Below are 18,717 nucleotides of genomic sequence, written 5' to 3' on the forward strand. Positions count from 1 at the left end.
CGGGACCGCGGCTCAGCTGCCCGCGCCGGAGCGGACCGCGTTGCGCCAGACCGTCACGTCCAGCGTCATGTATTTGCTGGGCGAGTTCTCGGGGGAGAAGCCCTGCACCGTCACGAGGGCCAGGTGCCCGGTTCCGGTGGTGACGCAGATCTGCCGCCCCTTCGACAGCTTGGTCAGGTAGATGCTCTTGGCGAAGCGGGTCTCGGCGCGGCAGACGGCGAGGGTTCCCTCCTGCCCGGGGTCGAGCAGCACCATGTTCCCGTCCGAGGTCTCGGCGTCGAGGTATCCGCCGGTGTCGTAGGAGAGTTCGTAGCCGCCGTCCTCGCCGTCCTGGGGCCGGATGTCCTCGTCGCCGAGGGTCAGGTGGTAGCCCGCGGTGAGGTTGATGCCCTTGTGGTCGGTGGGCTTGGGATCGGTCTTGGTGCCCGGCTTGGCGCCCGGCTGCGCCGAGCCCGTCTGGCCTCCCCCGGCCTGGTCCGCTCCCTTGCCCTTGTCCTGCCCGGAGCCGCTGCCCTGCGCCTGCTGCCCGTCGTTCTTCTTGAGCAGGACGTAGGCGGTGGCGCTGCCCGCCACCGCGAAGACCAGGACGGCCGCCAGCGCCATGAGCACGCCCTTCCTGCCCGACTTCTTCGGGGGCTGGACGGGCTGCGGCATGAACCCGCCGGGGTACGGGCGGGGTTGCTGCGGCTGCGGCGGGAACTGCGTCGGGGCGTAGGCGTGCCCGTGGGCCGGCGGCGGCGCGGCGGGGCCGGGGGGCGGTGTGGGGTACGACTGGGGCTGCTGCGGGGGGTGCTGCGGCTGGTACGGCTGGTTCGGGTGAGGCTGGTTCTGGTGCTGCTGCGTGGGCTGCTGATGCATGGACTGCTGCTGCGTCGGCTGCTGGTGCGGCGCCGGGCCGAAGCCCGGGGGCGGGGTGGCCGGGGCCGCCGGCGCGGTGGGCGCGTACGCCGGCACGGCCGGGGCCGCGGCCGGGGGCGGCGGGGTCTGTACCGGGGCGGGGGCGGCGGCGCGCACCGTGATGTCGGCGGCGACGGGGGCCGGCAGCCAGTCCTCGGGGCGGCGCAGCACGGTCTCGGCGTTGGCGGCCTGGCAGAGCGCGATGATCTCGGCCAGGGACGGCCTGGCCTCCGGGTCCTTGGCGAGGCACCGGGTGACCAGTTCGGTCAGCCGCTCCGGGACCCCGCTGAGGTCGGGCTCCTCGTGGACGATGCGGTAGAGCACGCCGTGCGAGGTGCCCTCGCCGAAGGCGGGGGTCCCGGTGGCGGCGTACGCGGCGACCTGGCCGAGCGCGAAGACGTCGGTGGCCGGGGTCACCTTGCGCCCGGCGGCCTGTTCCGGGGCCATGAAGGACGGGGTGCCGATGGTCACTCCGCTGCCGGTCAGGGAGGTCGCGTCGGCGGCGTGGGCGATGCCGAAGTCGATGACGCGGGGCCCGTCCGCGGCGAGCAGCACGTTGGACGGCTTCAGGTCGCGGTGGACGATGCCCGCGCCGTGGATGACGTGCAGGGCCTCGGCCATCCCGGCGATCAGCAGCAGGACGGCCTCGACCGGCAGCGCCCCGTGCGCGACCACCGAGTCGGCGAGCGAGGGGCCCGGTACGTACGCGGTGGCCAGCCAGGGCTGGGCGCTGTCGGTGTCGGCGTCGATGACGGGAGCGGTGAACAGGCCCTGCACGCGCTGCGCGGACTGGACCTCCTGCGTGAACCGGCGGCGGAATTCGGCGTCTTCGCCGAACTCGGGCCGGATCACCTTGATCGCGACGGGCCGGCCGCCGGGCGTGTAGGAGAGGTAGACCTTGCCCATGCCGCCGGCACCGAGCTTGGCGGCCAGCCGGTAGCCGGCGATGGTGGTGGGATCGTCTCCGGCTAGCGGCTGGAAGACCTGAGCCGTACCGTCCCCGCCCCGCTGCTGACCACTCATCAACTCATGTCTCCCACGCAGTTTCTCTCCCGACGACCGGCACCCTACCCAACCGGCCGGGCCGGGTCTCACACCGGCGGCTCCGCCCGGCCGCGCAGCAGTGCGGGGGTGACGTCCTCCAGCGAGCGCGCGAACGTCCGCCGCGGTGACGGCGGGACCGGCAGCAGCGAGGGGACCACGAGGACCCCGCATCCGGCGGCCTCCGCCGAGGCGGCGCCGTCGGGCGAGTCCTCCACCGCCACGCAGGCGCCCGGTTCGAGCCCGAGGCGCCCGGCCGCCGCCCGGTAGGGGTCCGGGTGCGGCTTGGTGCGCTCGGTGTCGTCGGCCGACACGGTGAAGGCGAAGGGGACATGGGCCAGCGAGCCGCCGACCACCGAGTCCACGACCAGCCGCGGCGAGGCGCTGACCAGGGCGAAGGGCACCAGGGCCCCGGCGTCCCGCGAGGGCAGGTCGGCCTTGACGGGTACGCCGCCGGGCAGTTCCAGGTGCAGACGGGTCACCGAGCCGAAGAAGGAGGCGGAGACCACGGTCGCCTCGCCCTCGGCGTCGGCGGTCGCCGTCACGTTCTCGGGGCGTACGAGGACCTCCACGTCCGGGGTGGCCGGGACGGGGCCGTCCACCGGCAGCCGGACGCCCGCCACGGCCACCAGGCCGGAGTCGGTGAGCCGTCCGGGCAGCCGGTTCATGGTGCCGACGAACTCGGCGACGAACGGCGTCGCGGGCCGCTCGTACAGCTCGGCCGGGGCGGCGCACTGCTCCAGCTTCCCGGCGTTCAGGACGGCCACCCGGTCGGCCATCGACAGTGCCTCCTCCTGGTCGTGCGTGACGAACACGGTGGTGATGCCCAGCGAGAGCTGGAGCCGGCGGATCTCCTCGCGCAGGTTGGCCCGCACCTTGGCGTCCAGCGCGGACAGCGGCTCGTCGAGCAGCAGTACGCGCGGGCGCAGGGCGAGGGCCCGGGCCAGGGCCACGCGCTGCTGCTGGCCGCCGGACATCTGGTGCGGGTAGCGGTCGCCGTGGTCGGGGAGGCCGACCAGGTCGAGGAGTTCGGCGGCCCGCTCGCGGCGCTGCGCCGCGCCGACCTTGCGGACGCGCAGGCCGAAGGCCACGTTGTCACGGGCGTTGAGGTTGGGGAAGAGGCTGTACGACTGGAAGACCATGCCCGCGTCGCGACGGTTGGCCGGGACCCGGGTGATGTCCTCTCCGTCGACCAGGACCTCACCGGAGTCGGGCTGCTCGAATCCGGCGATGACGCGCAGGGCGGTGGTCTTCCCGCAGCCCGACGGGCCGAGCAGGGCGAGGAGTTCGCCGGGCTCGACGGTCAGGTCGAGGCCGTCGAGGGCGACGGTGGAGCCGAACGCCCGGCGCAGGCCGCGGAATTCGACGCGCGCACCCGCGGGCCGCGCGGAGTCGGCCGCCGGCTTCCCGGCGGCGGCCGCGTCTGCGGGAAGGGTGGTGGGCGTGGTGGACATCGGGGTCAGGACTCCTTGCGGGAGGTGGTGGCGGGTGCGGCCGCGGCGGTGGCCGGGGCGGTTCCGGCCCGGGAGAGGGCGAGCAGCAGCAGCCAGGTGATCAGGAGGCTGAGGACGGAGACGGCCACGGACATCCGGGCCTGGGCTCCGGAGATCGAGACGATCCACACCGCGAAGGGCTGGAAGCCGAGGAGGCGGAGCGGCTCGCGCTGGAGCCGGGTACGGAGATCCTGGCCGTGCTGCGGCTGCGCCTGCTCGACGGGGAGCCCACGATGGTGGAGCGGACCGCGTACGCGGACTGGGTCGCGGCGGCCGTCGAGGCACTGCCCGCGGACTGCCGCTCCGTCATGGACAGCCTGGCGCAGGGCTCCGGGATCGTCGCCCACCACGGCGAGCACCTCATCGACGCCCTCGCCGCGGGCAGCGAGGACGCCCGGCTGCTGGAGATCCGGCGCGGCAGCCCGCTGCTGCGCCAGCGGCACGTCTCCGCGACCGCGACGGGCCGCCCGATCGAGTGGTCCGACGACCGCTACCGGGCGGGCAGCGTCACCTTCAGTGTGAACAACTCGGCGGTAGCAACGCCGTTGGAGCGGCGGGCGGGCGAAGGCTGACCTCCGGAAGGGCGCTACGCTTCGGCCGCTTCGTCGATCGCCTGCGGCAGCCAGTCGGCGACCCGGCCGAAGCGGAAACCCAGGGCGGCGGCCCGGCCGTTGTCCATGGCGTAGGCGCGGTCGAAGGAGAACGGCGAGGCGGCGGCGCCCTGTTCGATCAGCCGGTACCTCGGCCGCCGCCCGAGCCGCCGGGCGACCAGCTCGCAGAGCCCGGTCACGTCCAGCGCCCCGTGCGAGGCCGCGTTCACCGGCCCGGTGAACTCCTGCCCGGCCGCCCAGTACAGCAGGTCCGCGATCTCCCGGTGATGGATGAACGAGGTGGCGTACGGGGCTTCGTGCACGTCGACCGGGGTCCCGGCCGCGATCCGCTCCACGTAGTGCGCCAGCCGCCCGGTGAACTCCTCCCGTCCGCCGCCGAGCACGTGGGCGGTCCGTACGGAGACGAAGGGGAAGGCCGGCTCGCGCAGGAAGACGGCCTCGGCCTGCCGCTTCTGCTCGGCGTAGGCGTAGGCGTGGGCCTGGGCGTGGTCGGGGTGCCGGGCCGCGGGCAGGGTGCGCGCGAGGTCCAGGGAGTCCTCGGTGACGGGCACGGGCACGGGCACGGAACCTTGACCGGGACCGGGCAGGGTGGCCGGGTCATACACCTCCATCGTCGAGGTCATGAGGTACCGGCCGGTCCGCCCGGCGAAGACCCGGCGGGCGACGGCGGCCTGCCGGGGCGTGTAGCAGACCTGGTCGATGACGGCGTCGAATCCGCGCGGGCCCAGCGCCGCCCGCAGCCCCGCCTCGTCGTCCCGGTCGGCGACGAGGTGGCCGACGCCGGCGGGCGGGGCACTGGAGCCCCGGTTGAGGACGGTGACCTCGTGCCCCGCGTCCCGCGCCTTGGTGACCAGGGACTTCCCGAAGTACCGGCTCCCGCCGATGACAAGAATCGTGTTCATGCCCCCGACTCTGCCGCTATAGGGTCCCCAGCAGAACTGATGACTTGCTGAACACGTATGAAGGACGACTGATGATCGATGTGCAGCGGCTGCGCGTCCTGCGGGCCGTCGCGGAGCACGGCAGCTTCAACAGGGCCGCCGGCGCCCTGCTGCTGACCCCGTCGGCCGTCTCCCAGCACATCGCCGCGCTGGAGCGCACGCTCGGGCACCCGGTGGCCGTGCGCAGCACCCGCGGGGTCACCCTGACGGAGCCCGGACGGCTGCTGGTGGAGGCGGCGGAGGCGATCTCCGCCGAGCTGGACCAGGTCCGCCACGAGATCGACCGGCTCACCGCGCCCCGCCCGCGCCTGACCGTGGCCACCTTCACCAGCGGCGGCCGCCATCTGCTGCCCGCCGCGCTCGCCCGGTTCGTGGCCGCGCATCCGGAGGTGGAGCTGACGGTGCTGGAGAGCGAGCCGGAGGCGGCGACGCCGATGGTGCGCGGCGGCGCCGCCGATCTGGCCCTCGCCTACCACTTCGACGGGCCGCCGCCGGTGCGGCCGGGCGAGCGTCCGGCGCTCGACTGGGTTCCGCTGATGGAGGACCCGCTGCGGCTGGTCGTCCCGCGCGGCCACCGGCTCGCGGACCGGCCCTCGCTGAGCCCGGCCGAGCTCTCCGCCGAACGCTGGGTGATCGGCTGCCTCAAGACCGAGGCGTACCTGCGCCGTTACGCGGAACTCGCCGGCTTCGAACTGCGGGTGGGCGCGTCGACCACCGACTACTTCTTCGCGCAGACCCTGGTGGCGGCGGGCGTGGGCGTCTCCCTGATCCCGCAGGTCTCACTGGACCCGTCCCCGCAGACCACGGTGATCCAGATCAACCCCCCAAGCCCCACCCGCCACATCGGCCTCCTGCTCCCCCGCCGACGCCGCCCCCACCCCTACGCCCAAGCCCTGGCCGAGGCCCTCACCGCCGGCCCGGCGCCGCGGGCGACCGCTCCGTGACGGCGGAGGCGATCACGGCGAGCCGGGCGTGACCAGGCCCGTCTCGTAGGCGAGCACCACGGCCTGGGCGCGGTCGCGCAGGGACAGCTTCGCGAAGATCCGGGCGACATGGGTCTTCACCGTGGCTTCGCTGAGCGTCAGCTCGGCCGCCAGTTCGGCGTTGGAGCGGCCGTGGCCGAGCAGGGTCAGCACCTCGCGTTCGCGCGGGGTCAGCGCGTCCAGCTCCCGGTGCCCGGCCGCCGGCCGGGCCGCCGCCGGTGCGCAGCGCTCCACCAGGCGGCGGGTGATCGACGGGGCGAGCAGCGCGTCGCCGGTGCCGACCAGGCGGACGGCGGCGGCGAGGTGTTCGGGGGTCACGTCCTTGAGCAGGAAGCCGCTCGCACCGGCGGCGAGGGCGGCGTAGACGTAGCTGTCGAGGTCGAAGGTCGTCAGCATGATCACCCGGCAGCCGGGGACCTCGGCGAGGATCCGGCGGGCGGCCTCCAGGCCGTCCATGTTCGGCATCCGGATGTCGAGCAGGGCGACGTCGGGGCGCAGCCGGCGCGCCGCGGCCACCGCTTCGACCCCGTCGGCGGCCACGCCGGCCACGTCGATCCCCCGCGCGGTCAGGATCATCCGGAAGCCGGTGCGGACGAGCTCCTGGTCGTCGGCGATGACCACCCGGGGCGCGGGCCCGGCGGGGGCGGTCACGGCCGGTCCAGGGGCAGGCGGGCCCTCACCCGGTAGCCGCCGCCGAGGCGGCGGCGGGCGTCGAGGTCGCCGCCGTAGACGGCGACGCGCTCGCGCAGGCCGAGCAGTCCGCGTCCGGTGCCCTCGGCCCTGGGCGCGGCGTCCCCGCCGCCTGCGGCGCCGTCGCGCCCGCGTGCTCCGTCCCTGAGGACGCTGGGCCCGGTCGTGAGCACTTCCACGCGCAGCGCGTGGTCCGCGTACCGCACCGTCACCTCCGTCTTCCCGCCGTCTCCGTGCTTGAGGGCGTTGGTCAGCGCTTCCTGGATGATGCGGTACGCAGTGACGTCGATCCCGGCGGGCAGCGGGCGCGGGTCCCCGGACACGCGCACCTCCACCGGCAGTCCCGCGAAGGCGAACTTGTCGATCAGCGGGCCGAGCCGGACCAGGCTGGGCTGCGGAGACAGCTCCGCTGCCGGGCCGGCGGCGTAGGGCTCGTCCCGGCCGTCCTGTGCGGGCGCCAACAGGCCGAGCAGGTGCCGCAGTTCGGTCATCGTGGTCCGTCCGGCCCGCTCCACGGCGGCCATCGCCGCCGCGGCCTCCGCCGGCATGCTGGCCACCACCTCCCGGGCGGCGCCGGCCTGGACCACCATCAGGCTCACGTTGTGGCTGACGATGTCGTGGAGTTCGGCCGCGATCCTGGCCCGTTCGGCGTCGACGGCGGCGCGGGCCGCGCTCTCGCGCTCCCGTTCCAGCAGCCAGCCTCGCTCCCCCATGGCCGCCCGGTGCCCGCGCCGGGCCCGCAGCAGCGCCAGGCCCAGCCCTCCGGCCACGGCCGTGGCCAGGCATGCCGCGGCCACCGCGATGATCGGTTCCACTCCCGAACTCCCCCCGTCCGTCCGGGTGTCATTCTGCCGGACGGTTCGCGTACATCCCCAGGATGACCTGACCCGACCTTTACATCCGGGGGCTGACGCAGGGTCCGGGGCCCCCGTCTTAGGTTCGGTCCATGACAAATGATCAGAACCGGTCGGGACACGTGGTGGTACGGCTGGAGGGGGTGCACAAGGAGTTCGGCGACGCGAAGGCCCTGGACGGGCTGTCGCTGGAGATCCGGGCGGGTGACGCCGTCGCGGTGATGGGTCCCTCCGGCTGCGGCAAGTCCACGCTCCTGAACATGGTGGCGGGCCTGGACCGGCCGACGTCGGGCCGGGTCGAGGTGCACGGCCAGGACCTGGCAGGGCTGAACGAGACGGGGCTGGCGCTGTTCCGGCGCCGCCACATCGGCATGGTCTTCCAGTTCTTCAACCTCATCGACGATCTGCCGGCCCTCGACAACGTGGCGCTCGCCGCCCAGTTGACGGGGACCTCGGCCCGTCAAGCGCGCCGTCGGGCCCTGGAGCTCCTCGACGAGCTGGGGGTGGCCGACCGGCGGAACAACTACCCCGCGACACTGAGCGGCGGTGAGCGCCAACGGGTGGCCGTGGCACGGGCCTTGATGAACCGTCCGGCGCTGCTGCTGGCGGACGAGCCGACGGGCGCCCTCGACAGCCGCTCGGGCGAGCAGGTGATGGACCTGCTGATCGACCTCAACCAGATCGGCCAGACCCTGCTCATCGTCACCCACGACCGGCAGCTGGCCACCCGCTGCGCGAGCCGCCTGGTCGAGGTCGCCGACGGCCGGGTGGCCCGCGAGAGCGCACTGGAGGCGACCGCGTGAACGCCGTGTGGAGGGCCTCGCGCGCGGCCGTGAAGCGCCGCCGGGTCCAGACGTTCGTGATCGGGCTGGTCGTCCTGTGCTCCACCACGACCGTGCTGCTCGCCCTGGGGCTGATCGCCGCGGCCTCGGGCCCCTTCGACCAGGCGTACGCCGCCCAGCGCGGCGCGCACGTGGTGGCCTCCTTCGACACCTCGAAGGTCTCGGCGGAGCAGCTGGCGGGCACCGGCGGGCGGCCGGGCGTGGAGGCTGCGGCCGGGCCCTTCGGACAGGCCGCCGTCGCCGTGCCCAGGGGCTGGCTCGGGTCGCCCGGCGGCTCCCTGACGGTGGTGGGCCGGGCCGATCCGGGCGGCCCCGTCGACCGCGTCGAGATCCTGCGGGGGCGGTGGGCCGCCGCCCCCGGCGAGATCGTCGTCAACTGGTCCTTCGCCGGCGCCCCCTCCCCCGAGCTGCTCGGCACCCGGCTCGCGGTCCCCGGCGGCGGCCAGCCCCTGACCGTCGTCGGATTCGCCGCGAGCATGAGCCAGTCGGCCGGCGCCTGGGTCACGCCCGAGCAGCTGGCCGCGCTGGGTCCGGCCTCCGCCCAGATGCTCTACCGCTTCGCGGACTCCGCGACCGACGCGCAGCTGCGCTCCGGCCTCGCCGGGGCGACGGCGCGGCTGCCCGGGGAGGCGCTGACCCACACCCAGACCCACCTCGCCCTCGAGCAGGCCTTCTCCGCGCTGGCCGACGCCTACCTCCCCTTCATGTCGCTGTTCGGCGTGCTCGGCATCCTGGTCTCCTGCCTGATCGTCGCGAACGTGGTCAGCGGAGCGGTCGTATCGGGGTACCGGCACATCGGCGTGCTCAAGGCGCTCGGCTTCACCCCGAACCAGGTGGTCGCCGTCTACCTGACGATGGTGTCCGTGCCGGCCGTCGCCGGCGGTGTCCTCGGCACCCTGCTGGGCAACGCCCTGGCCGGACCGGTGCTCAAGGTCTCGTTCTCCGGCATCCAGACGGGCCGGGCCGCCGTCGGCGCCGTCCCCCCGTGGGTGTACGTCGTCTGCCTGCTCGGCATGCCCGCCCTCGTCCTGCTCACCGCCCTGGTCCCCGCGCTGCGGGCGCACCGGCTGCCGGCCGCCCGCGCGATCAGCGCGGGCACCGCGCCGCGGACCGGGCGCGGACTGCGCGTCCAGCGGGTGCTGGGATCCACCCGGCTGCCGCGCGGGGTCAGCCTCGGCCTGGGCCAGCCGTTCTCCCGCCCCGGCCGCACCCTGCTGACCATGGCCGCCATCGTCCTGGGCGTCACCACGGTGACCCTGTCGACCGGGCTGACCAGCACGATGCTCGCGCTGGGCCAGGCCGCGGGGGCCGACGGCGGCGCCCGGGTCCTGGTGCACGCGGACGCGCAGGGCAACCGGCCGGCGCCCCGGCTCGGCGACGCGCAGATCGAGGAGCGGCTGCGGGCCCTGCCCGGGGCGCGGCACGTACGGGCCCGCGGGCTGGCCGAGGTGGGCCTGTCCGGGCAGACCCAGCCCGCCTTCGCCAACTTCTACCGCGGCAACGACTCCTCGTACGCCTACGAGATCGTGGAGGGCCGACTGCCGGACGCGGCCGGGGAGATCGCGGCCGGTCCGTCGTTCCTCACCCAGCGCGGGCTGCGGATCGGCGACCGGGTCACCCTGGAGCTGGACGGGCGACAGGTCGCCACGACCGTCGTCGGCCGGCTGATCGAGGGCAACGCCCGCTCCGTGGACGCCTCGTGGGAGACCTTCGAGCAGCTCGCGCCGGGCGCCCGTCCGATCGAGTACGACGTACGGCTCTCCCCCGGCGCCGACCCGGCCGCCTACGCGGCGGCGGCGGAGGCGGCCGACCCCGGGCTCTCCGTGTCGGTGGAGGACGGGGGGAGCGCCGCGACCGTCACCGTCGTCACCTTCTCCGTGGTGTTCACGGTGCTGCTGACCCTCGTCGCCTCGCTCGGCGTCTTCAACACGGTCCTGCTGAACACCCGGGAGCGCCGCCGGGACCTGGGCATGCTGAAGTCCATCGGGATGACGCCCCGCCAGGTGGTGGTGATGACGGTGACCTCGGTGGCCGGGCTGGGCGTGGCCGGCGGGCTGCTCGGGATCCCGCTCGGGATGCTGGCGCACCGGCTGGTCGTGGACAACGTCGGGGTGGTCGAGTTCCCCGAGTCGATGAAGGACGTGTGGCACGCACCGCAGCTGGCTGCGATGCTGCTGGCGGGCGTGGCCATCGCCGTCCTCGGCGCCCTGCTTCCGGCCCGCTCGGCGGCCCGGATGACGATCGCCTCGGTGCTGCACACCGAGTAGCCGTCACCCAGTGGCCGTTGCCGGGCGGCCGTCTCCAGGCGGCCGTCACCGGGCGGCCGTCACCGGGCGGCCGTCACCGGACTGCCGTCACCGGACTGCCCGGCGGCCGCCCTCGTCAGAGGTCCGCCGGGCGGTGTTCGTCGACGATGCGGCCGTCGCGCAGTTCCACGACGCGGTCGGCCAGTTCGATCAGGGCCGGGTCGTGCGTGGCGACCAGGGCGGTGACGCCCTCGCTGCGCACCACCGCGCGCAGCAGCCGCATGATCGAGCGTCCGGTCTCGGAGTCGAGCTGGCCGGTGGGCTCGTCCGCGATGAGCAGGTCGGGTTCGTTGGCGAGGGCGCGGGCCACCGCCACCCGCTGCTGCTGGCCGCCGGAGAGTTCGCCGGGGCGCTGGCCCGCGTGTTCGGCAAGGCCCACCAGGGCGAGCAGGGTGCGGGCGCGTTCCTCGCGCTGCCGGGCGGGGAGCCCCCGCATGCGCATGGGGACGCCGACGTTCTCGGCGGCGGTGAGGACGGGGATCAGGCCGAAGGACTGGAACACGAAGCCGATGCGCTCCCGCCGCAGCGCCAGCAGCCCCGTCTCGTCGAGGCCGCCCAGCGGCGTGCCGTCGAGCAGCACGTCTCCCTTGGTCGGGGTGTCCAGGCCGCCGACCAGGTTCAGCAGGGTGGTCTTGCCGGAGCCGGAGCGGCCCTTGAGGGCGGTGAGTTCACCGCGGCGCACCTCGAAGGTGACGCCGCGCAGGGCGTGCACGGTCCGCGGGCCGCTGCCGAAGCTCCGGTGGACGTCGTCCACCACGACCATGGGTGCGGCCGGGCCGTCCTGATGCTGCGTCATGGTGTGCGGTTCCCCCTGGGACTCGGTTCGGCCGGTGGAGACGCCACCGGGCCCCCTCCTGCTCGAATTTGCTCATCCGTCTCATCCTTCGCGCAAGTCCCTTCCACTGCACGTTCGAATCTGACAGCATCGTCCGCTATCCGGAGCCAGCGGTCCGGACGGGGGAGGGACAAGGCACATGCTCGGCTTCGTCGTGCGCCGGCTGCGCGGGCGACTGCCGCTCGCCGCCGCCGTGCTGCTCACCGTACTGATCACCACGACCGTGCTGACCGCGCTGTTCGCCTTCACCCGCGGCGTGGGCGAGGCCGGGCTGCGCCAGGCGCTCCAGCGACCGGGCCGGGACCGGGCCACCGTGCTGGTCACCGCCGAGCATCCGGTGGCCGCGCGGGCGCGGGACGACGCGGCCGTACGGAGCTTCGCGGGCGAGCTGTTCGGCCGGCTCCCGGTGGGCGTCGAGAGCCTGGCGCGCAGCCGCCCGTACGGCCTGCCGGGCACCCCCGCCCCGGGCAAGCAGGCCGATCTGACCCTGCTCGCCTCCGTGGACCGGGAGCGCGCGGACCTGCTCGCGGGCCAGTGGCCGCAGGCCGCGGACGGCTCGTCCCCGCCGACGGTGGCCGTGCCCCGGGCCGCGCTGGTCCGGCTGGGGCTGGCCGAGGCCGCGCTGCCCGCCGAGGTGCGGCTGGCCGACCGGTACGGCGGCGCCCCGCTGACCGTCCGGGTCACCGGGGTGTACCGGGCGGCCGATCCGGAGGACCCGTACTGGCGGCTCGACCCGCTCGGCGGCCGCGCCCTCCAGGTCGGCGGTTTCACCACCTACGGGCCGCTGCTCGTCGACGACACCGCCTTCACCGCGGGCGGGATCCCGCAGAACAGCCGCGCCTCGCTGCTGACCGCCGACTTCGCCACCGTCCGCCCCGCCGAGGCCCGGGCCCTGCGCGAGCGCGCGGCGGCCCCGGCCGGCGGCCCCCGGGGGGCTGGGGCCGCCGAGTCCCTCGCCGGGTTCCAGATCAGGACCGAACTCCCGCAGCTGCTGGGCGAGCTGGAGTCCGGGCAGCTCGTCGCCCGGTCCTCGCTGCTGGTCGGGGCGCTCCAGCTGGCCGTACTCGCCGCGGCCGCCCTGCTGCTCGTCTCCCGGCTGCTGACGGACCGCCAGGAGCCCGAGCGGGTCCTGCTCACCGCGCGCGGCGCCTCACGCGGACGGCTCGGCGCGCTCGGCGCCGCCGGATCGCTGCTCCTGGCCCTGCCCGCCGCGCTCCTGGCCCCCCTCCTCACCCCTCCCCTGCTCGGGTTCCTCAGCGGCTTCGGCCCGCTGTCGCGGGTGCCGCTGGACACCTCCGGCTCCTGGCTGCTGTGGCCCGTCGCGGCCGCCTGCGCCCTCGGGTGCGTGGCGCTGACCGCGCTGCCCGGCGCACTGCGCGGCGCGGGGGCCGCCGCCCTGCGCCGCAGCGGCCGCCGCCAGGCCCTGGTCGCCGGGGCCGCCCGGTCCGGCGCGGACCTGGCGCTGGTGGCCCTGGCCGTCCTGGCCTACCAGCAGCTCGCCCAGTACAGCGGTGCCGGGCACGGACCGCAGGCCCCGGCCTCCGGCGGACTCGGCATCGACCCGGTGCTGGTGGCCGCGCCGACCCTGGCGCTGTGCGCGGGCACCCTGCTGGTGCTGCGGCTGCTGCCGTTCGCCGCGCGGCTGGGCGGCCGGCTGGCGGCGCGCGGCCGCGGGCTCGGCCCCGCCCTGGTCGGCTGGCAGCTCGCGCGGCGGCCGAGGCGGGCCACCGGTCCGGTGCTCCTGCTCGTCCTGGCCGTGTCCAGCGGGGTCCTGGCACTCGGCCAGCACACCGCCTGGACCGCCTCCCAGCGCGACCAGGCCGAGTTCGCCACCGCCGGGGGCCTGCGGATCTCCGGCAGCGAGATCGCCCCGCCGGGCCGGGGCGGCCGCTACGCCGCGCTGCCCGGCGGCGAGCGGGTGATCCCGGTGATCCGCACCAGGCAGGAACTGCCCGGCGGGCGGCCCGCGGAGGTGCTCGCGCTGGACGCCGCCGGGGTGGCCGAACGGGTGCCGCTGCGCGCCGACCTGCGGGACGGCCGGTGCATGCGCGAACTGTTCGCGCCGCTCGCCGCCGGCAACGGCCCGGCGGGCGGCGTCATCGAACTGCCGGGGCACCCCCGCCGGCTGGACCTCGACGTGACCGCCCGGACCCCCCGGGCGGCCGGCCGGCCCGGTCTGGGACTGCTGCTGCGCGACCGGTTCGGCATGACCTTCCGCTCGCCCATGCTCCAGCTCCCCGACACCGGGGAGGCCACCCTCTCGGTGGACCTCGACGCACTGGCCGGGGCCCCGCTCGGGTCCGTCGCCGCGCCGCTGAGCCTGGCCGGTCTGGTGCTCTCGTACGGGCTCGAAGCCGGCCCGGGCTACGGCCTGGAAGAGCCCGGGACCGGCGGGCCCGAGCTGCCCGGGGAGCTGACCGTACGCCGCCTCGCGGTCGCCTCGGCCCCGGGCGGGGCGGCCGTACCGGTGCCTCTGCCCGCCGCCCCGCCGGCCTGGACCCTGAAGCCGCCCGCGCTGTCCGGCGCCGCACCCGCCGCCGAACTCCTGCCCGCGCAGGACGCCCCGGGCGGCCCGGCGCTGCTCCGGGTGCGGTACCGCGGCGGCACGGACACCGTCGGCGGTGTCCAGCTCGGGCTGCTGCCGGGGCCCGCGCCCGCCGCCGAAGTGCCCGGGATCGCCACCCGCGGCTACCTCTCCGCCATCGGGGCGGCCGTCGGCGACCTGGTGCCCGTGCCGCTGGGCGGGGGCAGTGTGCCCGTGCGGATCACCGCGGCCGTCGGCTCGCTGCCGGTGGCCGGGGACACCGCCCTCGCCGTCGACCTGGCCTCCGCCGGGCGGCTGCTGGCGGCCGACACCGGTCGGGAGCTGCCACCGCCCGACGAGTGGTGGCTGCCCGCCGCCCCGTCCGGGGACCCGGCCCCTGCCGGGGCCGCCGCCGAACTGCGGGCCGGGCCCGGTACGCAGCGGGCGGAGCTGCGCGAGGAGGTGGCCGCCGCTCTGCTGGAGGACCCGCTGAGCGCCGGCCCGCAGAGCGCGCTCGCCGCCCTCGCGGTGGCCTGCGCGGTCCTGGCCGCGATCGGCTTCGGCGCGTCCGCCGCGGCGGCCGGGCGGGAGCGGGCGCGGGAGTTCGCGGTGCTGACCGCGCTGGGTGCGCCCCGCCGCGCCCTCGGCCGCACGGCCGCCGCCGAGAACGGCGTCCTGGTCGGCCTCGGCACCGCCGTCGGGCTGGGGCTGGGCGCGGCCATCGTGCACCTGGTGGTGCCGCTGGTGGTGCTGACGCCGGCCGCGCGGCGGCCCGTACCCGAGGTCCTCGTGGACCTGCCGGCCGTCCAGACCCTGCTGATGGCCGCCGCGATCGCCGCGGTGCCCCTGCTGTCGGCCGTGATCGGCGGCCGCCGCGACCGGACCGCCCGGGGCGCCGCCCACCGGCTGCGCCTCTTGGAGGAGATGTGACCCGCCCGGCCCCGACCACCGCCGAGGAGCGGGCACTTCGCCCCGCGCCCTGGGTGCGGACCCGGCTGCGCGCGGCGCCGCTGACCGTGCTGCTCGGCGCCGCCCTCGCCTTCGTCTCGGTACTGCTGGCGGCCGCGCTGCCGCGCGCCGTGGACCGCGGCGCCGACCAGGCGCTGCGCTCGTTCCTGCACGCCCAGGGCCCCGGACCGACCAGCCTGTTCGCCTCCGCCACCGGCCGTGGCGGGCCGATGACCCCGCAGGACCTGGACTCCGTACGGGCCGCGCTGGGCGCGCGCACCGGCGGCGCCTTCCGGATCGCCCCGAGCGGTTCGGTGCACGGGGCGGTCGGGGTGAAGCCGCGCGGCCTGGCCAACCCGGGCCTGGACCGGCCCGAGGGGATCGACCCGCTGCTCTCGCTGACCCACCTCCCCGAGGCCGCCGCCCACACCGCGCTGGTGGCCGGCCGCTGGCCGGACGGCGGCGAGCCGGGCGGCCCGCTCCCGGTGGCCCTGTCGCGCAGCGCCTCCGAGACCCTCAAGGCCCCGCTGGGCACCGTGCTGGAAACCGCGCCGGGCATCTCCGGCACGCTCCGGGCCGAGGTCGTCGGGCTGTACGACGCCGCCGACCCCGACGACGTCTACTGGACCGACCTGCCGTGCCTGACCAGGGCCTGCGAGACGCGCACCCGCGACACCCTGCCGAAGGTGTTCTGGCAGACCTCCGCGCTCGTCGGCGCGGACGGGCTCGGCCGTATCGCGCCCTGGGGCGAGGGCATCGAGTACTTCTGGCGGCTCCCGGTGGACACCGGTGTGCTGCGCGCCGACCTGCTGCCCGGCGTCTCGCGGGAGGTCGCCGCCTTCGTCACCGGCCGCACCGCGTCCGAGCTGTCCCTCGCCGTCGAACGGCCCGACCTGCGCATCCGCTCCCGCCTTCCCGAACTGTTCGCGCAGGCCGAGGCCCGGCAGCGGGGCGCCGCACCGCTCGCCGCGATCGGCCCGGCCGGTGTCGCCGGGGTGGCCGCCGTGGTGTTCTGCCTGGCCGCCGCGCTCACCGGCGACCGGCGCGAGGCCGAGCTGCGGCTGCTGTCGGCCCGCGGCGGCTCGCGCCGCTCCCTGGTGCGCCGGCTGCTCGCGGAGGGCGCGCTCACCGTGCTGCCGGCCGCCGCGCTCGCCACCTGGCTCGCGCTCCGGCTGCTGCCGGCCCCCCGGCTGACGGCCTCGCTGGCCGCCGCGTCCGCCGTGACGCTGCTCGCCCTGCTGGCCTTCCCCGTACGGGCCTTCGTCCTGCTGTCCGCGCCGCGCCGGCCGAGCCCCCGGCGCCGTCTCGTCGGCGAGCTGCTGGTCCTCGCCGCCACCGCCGCGGCCGTGGTCGAGGTGCGCCGGCGCGGGGTCGTCACCTCCGCCGGATTCGATCCGCTGCTGGTGGCCGCCCCGCTGCTGCTCGCGCTGTCCGGGGCGCTGCTGCTCGCCCGGCTCCAGCCCGCCCTCGTCGGGGCGCTGGCCGGGGCGGCCGGACGGCGTCCCGGCCTGGTCGGCTTCCTCGGGCTGGCGCGCGCCGCCCGGGGCAGCGGGGGCCGCGGGCGGCCCTCCGTACTGCCGCTGATCGCCCTGCTGCTCGCCGTCACCACGGGCGGCTTCGGTGCCACGGTGCTCGCTTCGGTGGACGCCGCCCGGCTCCAGGTGGCCCGGCAGGCCGTCGGCGGCGACGCCCAGATCACCGCTCCCCTGGGCGACGCGCTGACGCCCGAGCTCATCCGGGCCGCGAACGAGCTGCCCGGGGTACGGACGCCGGTCGCGGCCTGGGTGGAGGAGGACGCGTTCGTCTTCGGCACCGAGGCGGGCTCCCCGCAGGTGACGGTGGTCGTCGTCGACCCGGTGGCGTACGCGGCGCTGGCCCGCACGGTCGGGCGCGGCGGCTTCGATCCGGCGCTGCTCGCGGCGGGCGCCCCCGGGGAGCCGGTGCCGGCGCTGTTCAGCAGCGATGTGGTGCCGCAGGCCGGGGAGCAGGCCTTCCGGCTGCGGGTCCGCGGTGAGGAACTCCAGGTCAGGGCCGCTGCCGTGGTCGACGGCACGCCCGCGCTGTCGGGCAGCGGAGCCGGCACGCTGGTCCTGCCGGCGGATCCGACCGTCGCGCTGACGCCCCGTGTCTCCAGCCCCAACCGCTGGTTCGCCACCGGAGCCCTGGACACGGACCGGCTGCGGGAGCTGGTCCGCGCCAACGCTCCGGCCTCGGCCGCCGAGCACGTCCTGGTGCGGACCAGCGCCGACACCGTCGCCGAGCTCGGCGCCGACCCGCTCCAGCACTCGGCCGGACGGCTGTTCTGGGCGGCGGTCGCGGGAGCCGCCGGATTCGCCCTGCTGGCCGTCCTGCTGACACTGATGCGGGCCGCGCCCGACCGCGCCGCGCTGCTCGCCCGGCTGCGCACCATGGGCCTGCGTCCCCGGCAGGGCGTGGCGCTGATCCTCGCCGAGTCCCTGCCGCAGGCGCTGGTCGCCGCGGTCGGCGGCGGGCTGGTCGCGGCGGCGGCCGTGGCCCTGCTCGGCCCGGCCGTGGACCTCTCCGCGCTGGTCGGCGCACCGGTGCCGGCCGGGCTGCGGTTCACGGCGCGGCCCGTGCTGACGCAGGCGCTGGGCCTGGCGGCGCTGGTCGCCGCGGCCGTGCTCGCCGAGGCGGCGATATCCGGCAGACGACAGATCTCCACCGAGCTGAGAGCGGGAGACCAGCGGTGAACACCGAGCAGCCGACCTACGAAGAGCTGCGCCGGCAGGCGCTGGCCGCCGCCGCGCCCCGGACGACCGGGGCGGACACGGCCATCGCCTGCGATCGCCTGGTGCGCATCTTCAGCACCGACGGGGTCGAGGTGCAGGCCTTGCAGGGGCTCGAACTGACCGTGGCGCAGGGCGATCTGGTGGCCCTGGTCGGAGCCTCCGGCAGCGGCAAGTCCACCCTGCTGAACATCCTGGCCGGACTGGACGTCCCGACGGCGGGGACCGCCACCGTCGGCGGCTACGACCTGTTGGAGATGTCGGCCAAGGAGCGGCTGCGCTACCGCCGGGAGGCGGTGGGCTTCGTCTGGCAGCAGACCGCCCGCAACCTGATGCCCTTCCTGACGGCCGCCGAGAACATCGCCCTGCCCATGCAGCTGAGGGGCCGCGCTGCCCGGGGCGCGGCCAGGCGCCGGGCGGCCCGGGTCGGCGAACTCCTCGAAGCCCTGGAGATATCCGACCTCTCGGCCCGCCGGCCGGCCGAGCTGTCCGGCGGCCAGCAGCAGCGCGTGGCCATCGCCGTGGCCATGGCCAATGACCCCGCGGTGCTGCTCGCCGACGAGCCGACGGGCGAGCTGGACTCCGAGACCGGCGCCGCGATCTTCGAGGCCTTCCGCACGGTCAACCGGGAACTGGGCGCCACGGTGGTCATCGTGACCCACGATCCGCTCGTCGCGGGGGAGGTCCGCCGCACGGTGGCCATCCGCGACGGACGCACCAGCAGCGAGGTGCTGCGCCGTACGGTGACCGACGAGCACGGCGCGCAGTCGGTGAGCGAACGGGAGTACGTGATGCTGGACCGCACGGGCCGCGTGCAGCTGCCGCACAAGTTCCTGGAGGCCCTCGGCATGGAGCAGCGCGTGGCCGTGGACCTGGCCGCCGACCACATCGAGGTGCGCCGCGACGACTCCGACACGGACGGGGACTGAGGTACGTACGTCGCCGATTTCGTCACCTTCGCGCCCTGGGGGTCGTTAGGGCCTCGGGGTTGACTCGGGGGCGAAG

12 protein-coding genes and 2 pseudogenes are annotated in these 18,717 nt (G+C 76.0%); 7 read left to right on the forward strand and 7 right to left on the reverse strand.

The annotated features are described in order from the left end of the window. Positions 1–12: 12 nt before the first annotated feature. From ACFWP3_RS30705 to ACFWP3_RS30715, 3 genes and pseudogenes are all read right to left on the reverse strand, one after another. Entirely contained in the window at positions 13–1,920 is a 1,908-nt protein-coding gene (locus tag ACFWP3_RS30705) for a serine/threonine-protein kinase (RefSeq protein WP_384227471.1), read from the reverse strand. A gap of 68 nt (positions 1,921–1,988) precedes the next feature. Further along, a complete protein-coding gene (locus tag ACFWP3_RS30710) occupies positions 1,989–3,392 on the reverse strand; it encodes an HAD-IA family hydrolase (RefSeq protein ID WP_384227473.1) in 1,404 nt (467 codons plus the stop codon). Between the two features lie 5 nt (positions 3,393–3,397). Further along, a pseudogene (locus ACFWP3_RS30715) lies at positions 3,398–3,586 on the reverse strand (ABC transporter permease); the annotation flags it as partial. Between ACFWP3_RS30715 and ACFWP3_RS30720 the strand changes: the two are divergent. Continuing rightward, positions 3,581–4,003, forward strand: a pseudogene (locus ACFWP3_RS30720) (GntR family transcriptional regulator); the annotation flags it as partial. The pseudogenes ACFWP3_RS30715 and ACFWP3_RS30720 sit on opposite strands and share 6 nt — an antisense overlap. 14 nt (positions 4,004–4,017) lie before the next feature. Here the strand turns inward: ACFWP3_RS30720 and ACFWP3_RS30725 are convergent. Then, positions 4,018–4,944, reverse strand: coding sequence for an NAD-dependent epimerase/dehydratase family protein (locus ACFWP3_RS30725; protein ID WP_384227475.1), 927 nt, complete (start codon positions 4,942–4,944; stop codon positions 4,018–4,020). A 71-nt stretch (positions 4,945–5,015) separates the two neighbouring features. Here ACFWP3_RS30725 and ACFWP3_RS30730 point away from each other — a divergent pair, with 71 nt between their 5' ends. Then, complete coding sequence (locus ACFWP3_RS30730) at positions 5,016–5,927, forward strand: LysR family transcriptional regulator (protein ID WP_384227477.1); 912 nt, start codon at positions 5,016–5,018, stop codon at positions 5,925–5,927. A gap of 12 nt (positions 5,928–5,939) precedes the next feature. Here ACFWP3_RS30730 and ACFWP3_RS30735 read toward each other — a convergent pair whose 3' ends face one another. After that, complete coding sequence (locus tag ACFWP3_RS30735) at positions 5,940–6,617, reverse strand: response regulator (RefSeq protein ID WP_384227479.1); 678 nt, start codon at positions 6,615–6,617, stop codon at positions 5,940–5,942. Further along, positions 6,614–7,471 carry a sensor histidine kinase gene (locus ACFWP3_RS30740; RefSeq protein ID WP_384227481.1) on the reverse strand — a complete coding sequence of 286 codons (858 nt, stop codon included), beginning with the start codon at positions 7,469–7,471 and terminating at the stop codon, positions 6,614–6,616. Before ACFWP3_RS30740 ends, ACFWP3_RS30735 begins: the two co-directional genes overlap by 4 nt. A 131-nt stretch (positions 7,472–7,602) precedes the next feature. Between ACFWP3_RS30740 and ACFWP3_RS30745 the strand changes: the two genes are divergently transcribed. Further along, a complete protein-coding gene (locus ACFWP3_RS30745) occupies positions 7,603–8,313 on the forward strand; it encodes an ABC transporter ATP-binding protein (protein ID WP_384227483.1) in 711 nt (236 codons plus the stop codon). After that, a complete protein-coding gene (locus ACFWP3_RS30750; RefSeq protein WP_384227485.1) occupies positions 8,310–10,619 on the forward strand; it encodes an FtsX-like permease family protein in 2,310 nt (769 codons plus the stop codon). The genes ACFWP3_RS30745 and ACFWP3_RS30750 overlap by 4 nt, the downstream gene beginning before the upstream one ends. A gap of 115 nt (positions 10,620–10,734) precedes the next feature. On the opposite strand, the gene ACFWP3_RS30755 is transcribed toward ACFWP3_RS30750, so the two are convergent. Next, complete coding sequence (locus ACFWP3_RS30755) at positions 10,735–11,454, reverse strand: ABC transporter ATP-binding protein (RefSeq protein WP_384227488.1); 720 nt, start codon at positions 11,452–11,454, stop codon at positions 10,735–10,737. Between the two features lie 178 nt (positions 11,455–11,632). On the opposite strand from ACFWP3_RS30755, the gene ACFWP3_RS30760 reads away from it, so the two are divergent. Genes ACFWP3_RS30760 through ACFWP3_RS30770 form a run of 3 tightly spaced genes read left to right on the forward strand, consistent with a single transcriptional unit; the run spans position 11,633 to position 18,641 of the window. Further along, positions 11,633–14,947 carry an FtsX-like permease family protein gene (locus ACFWP3_RS30760; protein ID WP_384227491.1) on the forward strand — a complete coding sequence of 1,105 codons (3,315 nt, stop codon included), beginning with the start codon at positions 11,633–11,635 and terminating at the stop codon, positions 14,945–14,947. Continuing rightward, complete coding sequence (locus ACFWP3_RS30765; RefSeq protein ID WP_384227494.1) at positions 14,944–17,676, forward strand: hypothetical protein; 2,733 nt, start codon at positions 14,944–14,946, stop codon at positions 17,674–17,676. Before ACFWP3_RS30760 ends, ACFWP3_RS30765 begins: the two co-directional genes overlap by 4 nt. Then, positions 17,673–18,641, forward strand: a complete 969-nt coding sequence (locus ACFWP3_RS30770) for an ABC transporter ATP-binding protein (protein ID WP_384227496.1) — start codon at positions 17,673–17,675, stop codon at positions 18,639–18,641. Before ACFWP3_RS30765 ends, ACFWP3_RS30770 begins: the two co-directional genes overlap by 4 nt. Positions 18,642–18,717 lie beyond the last annotated feature (76 nt).

The organism is Streptomyces sp. NPDC058525, assembly GCF_042719495.1.
GTDB lineage: Bacteria > Actinomycetota > Actinomycetes > Streptomycetales > Streptomycetaceae > Streptomyces.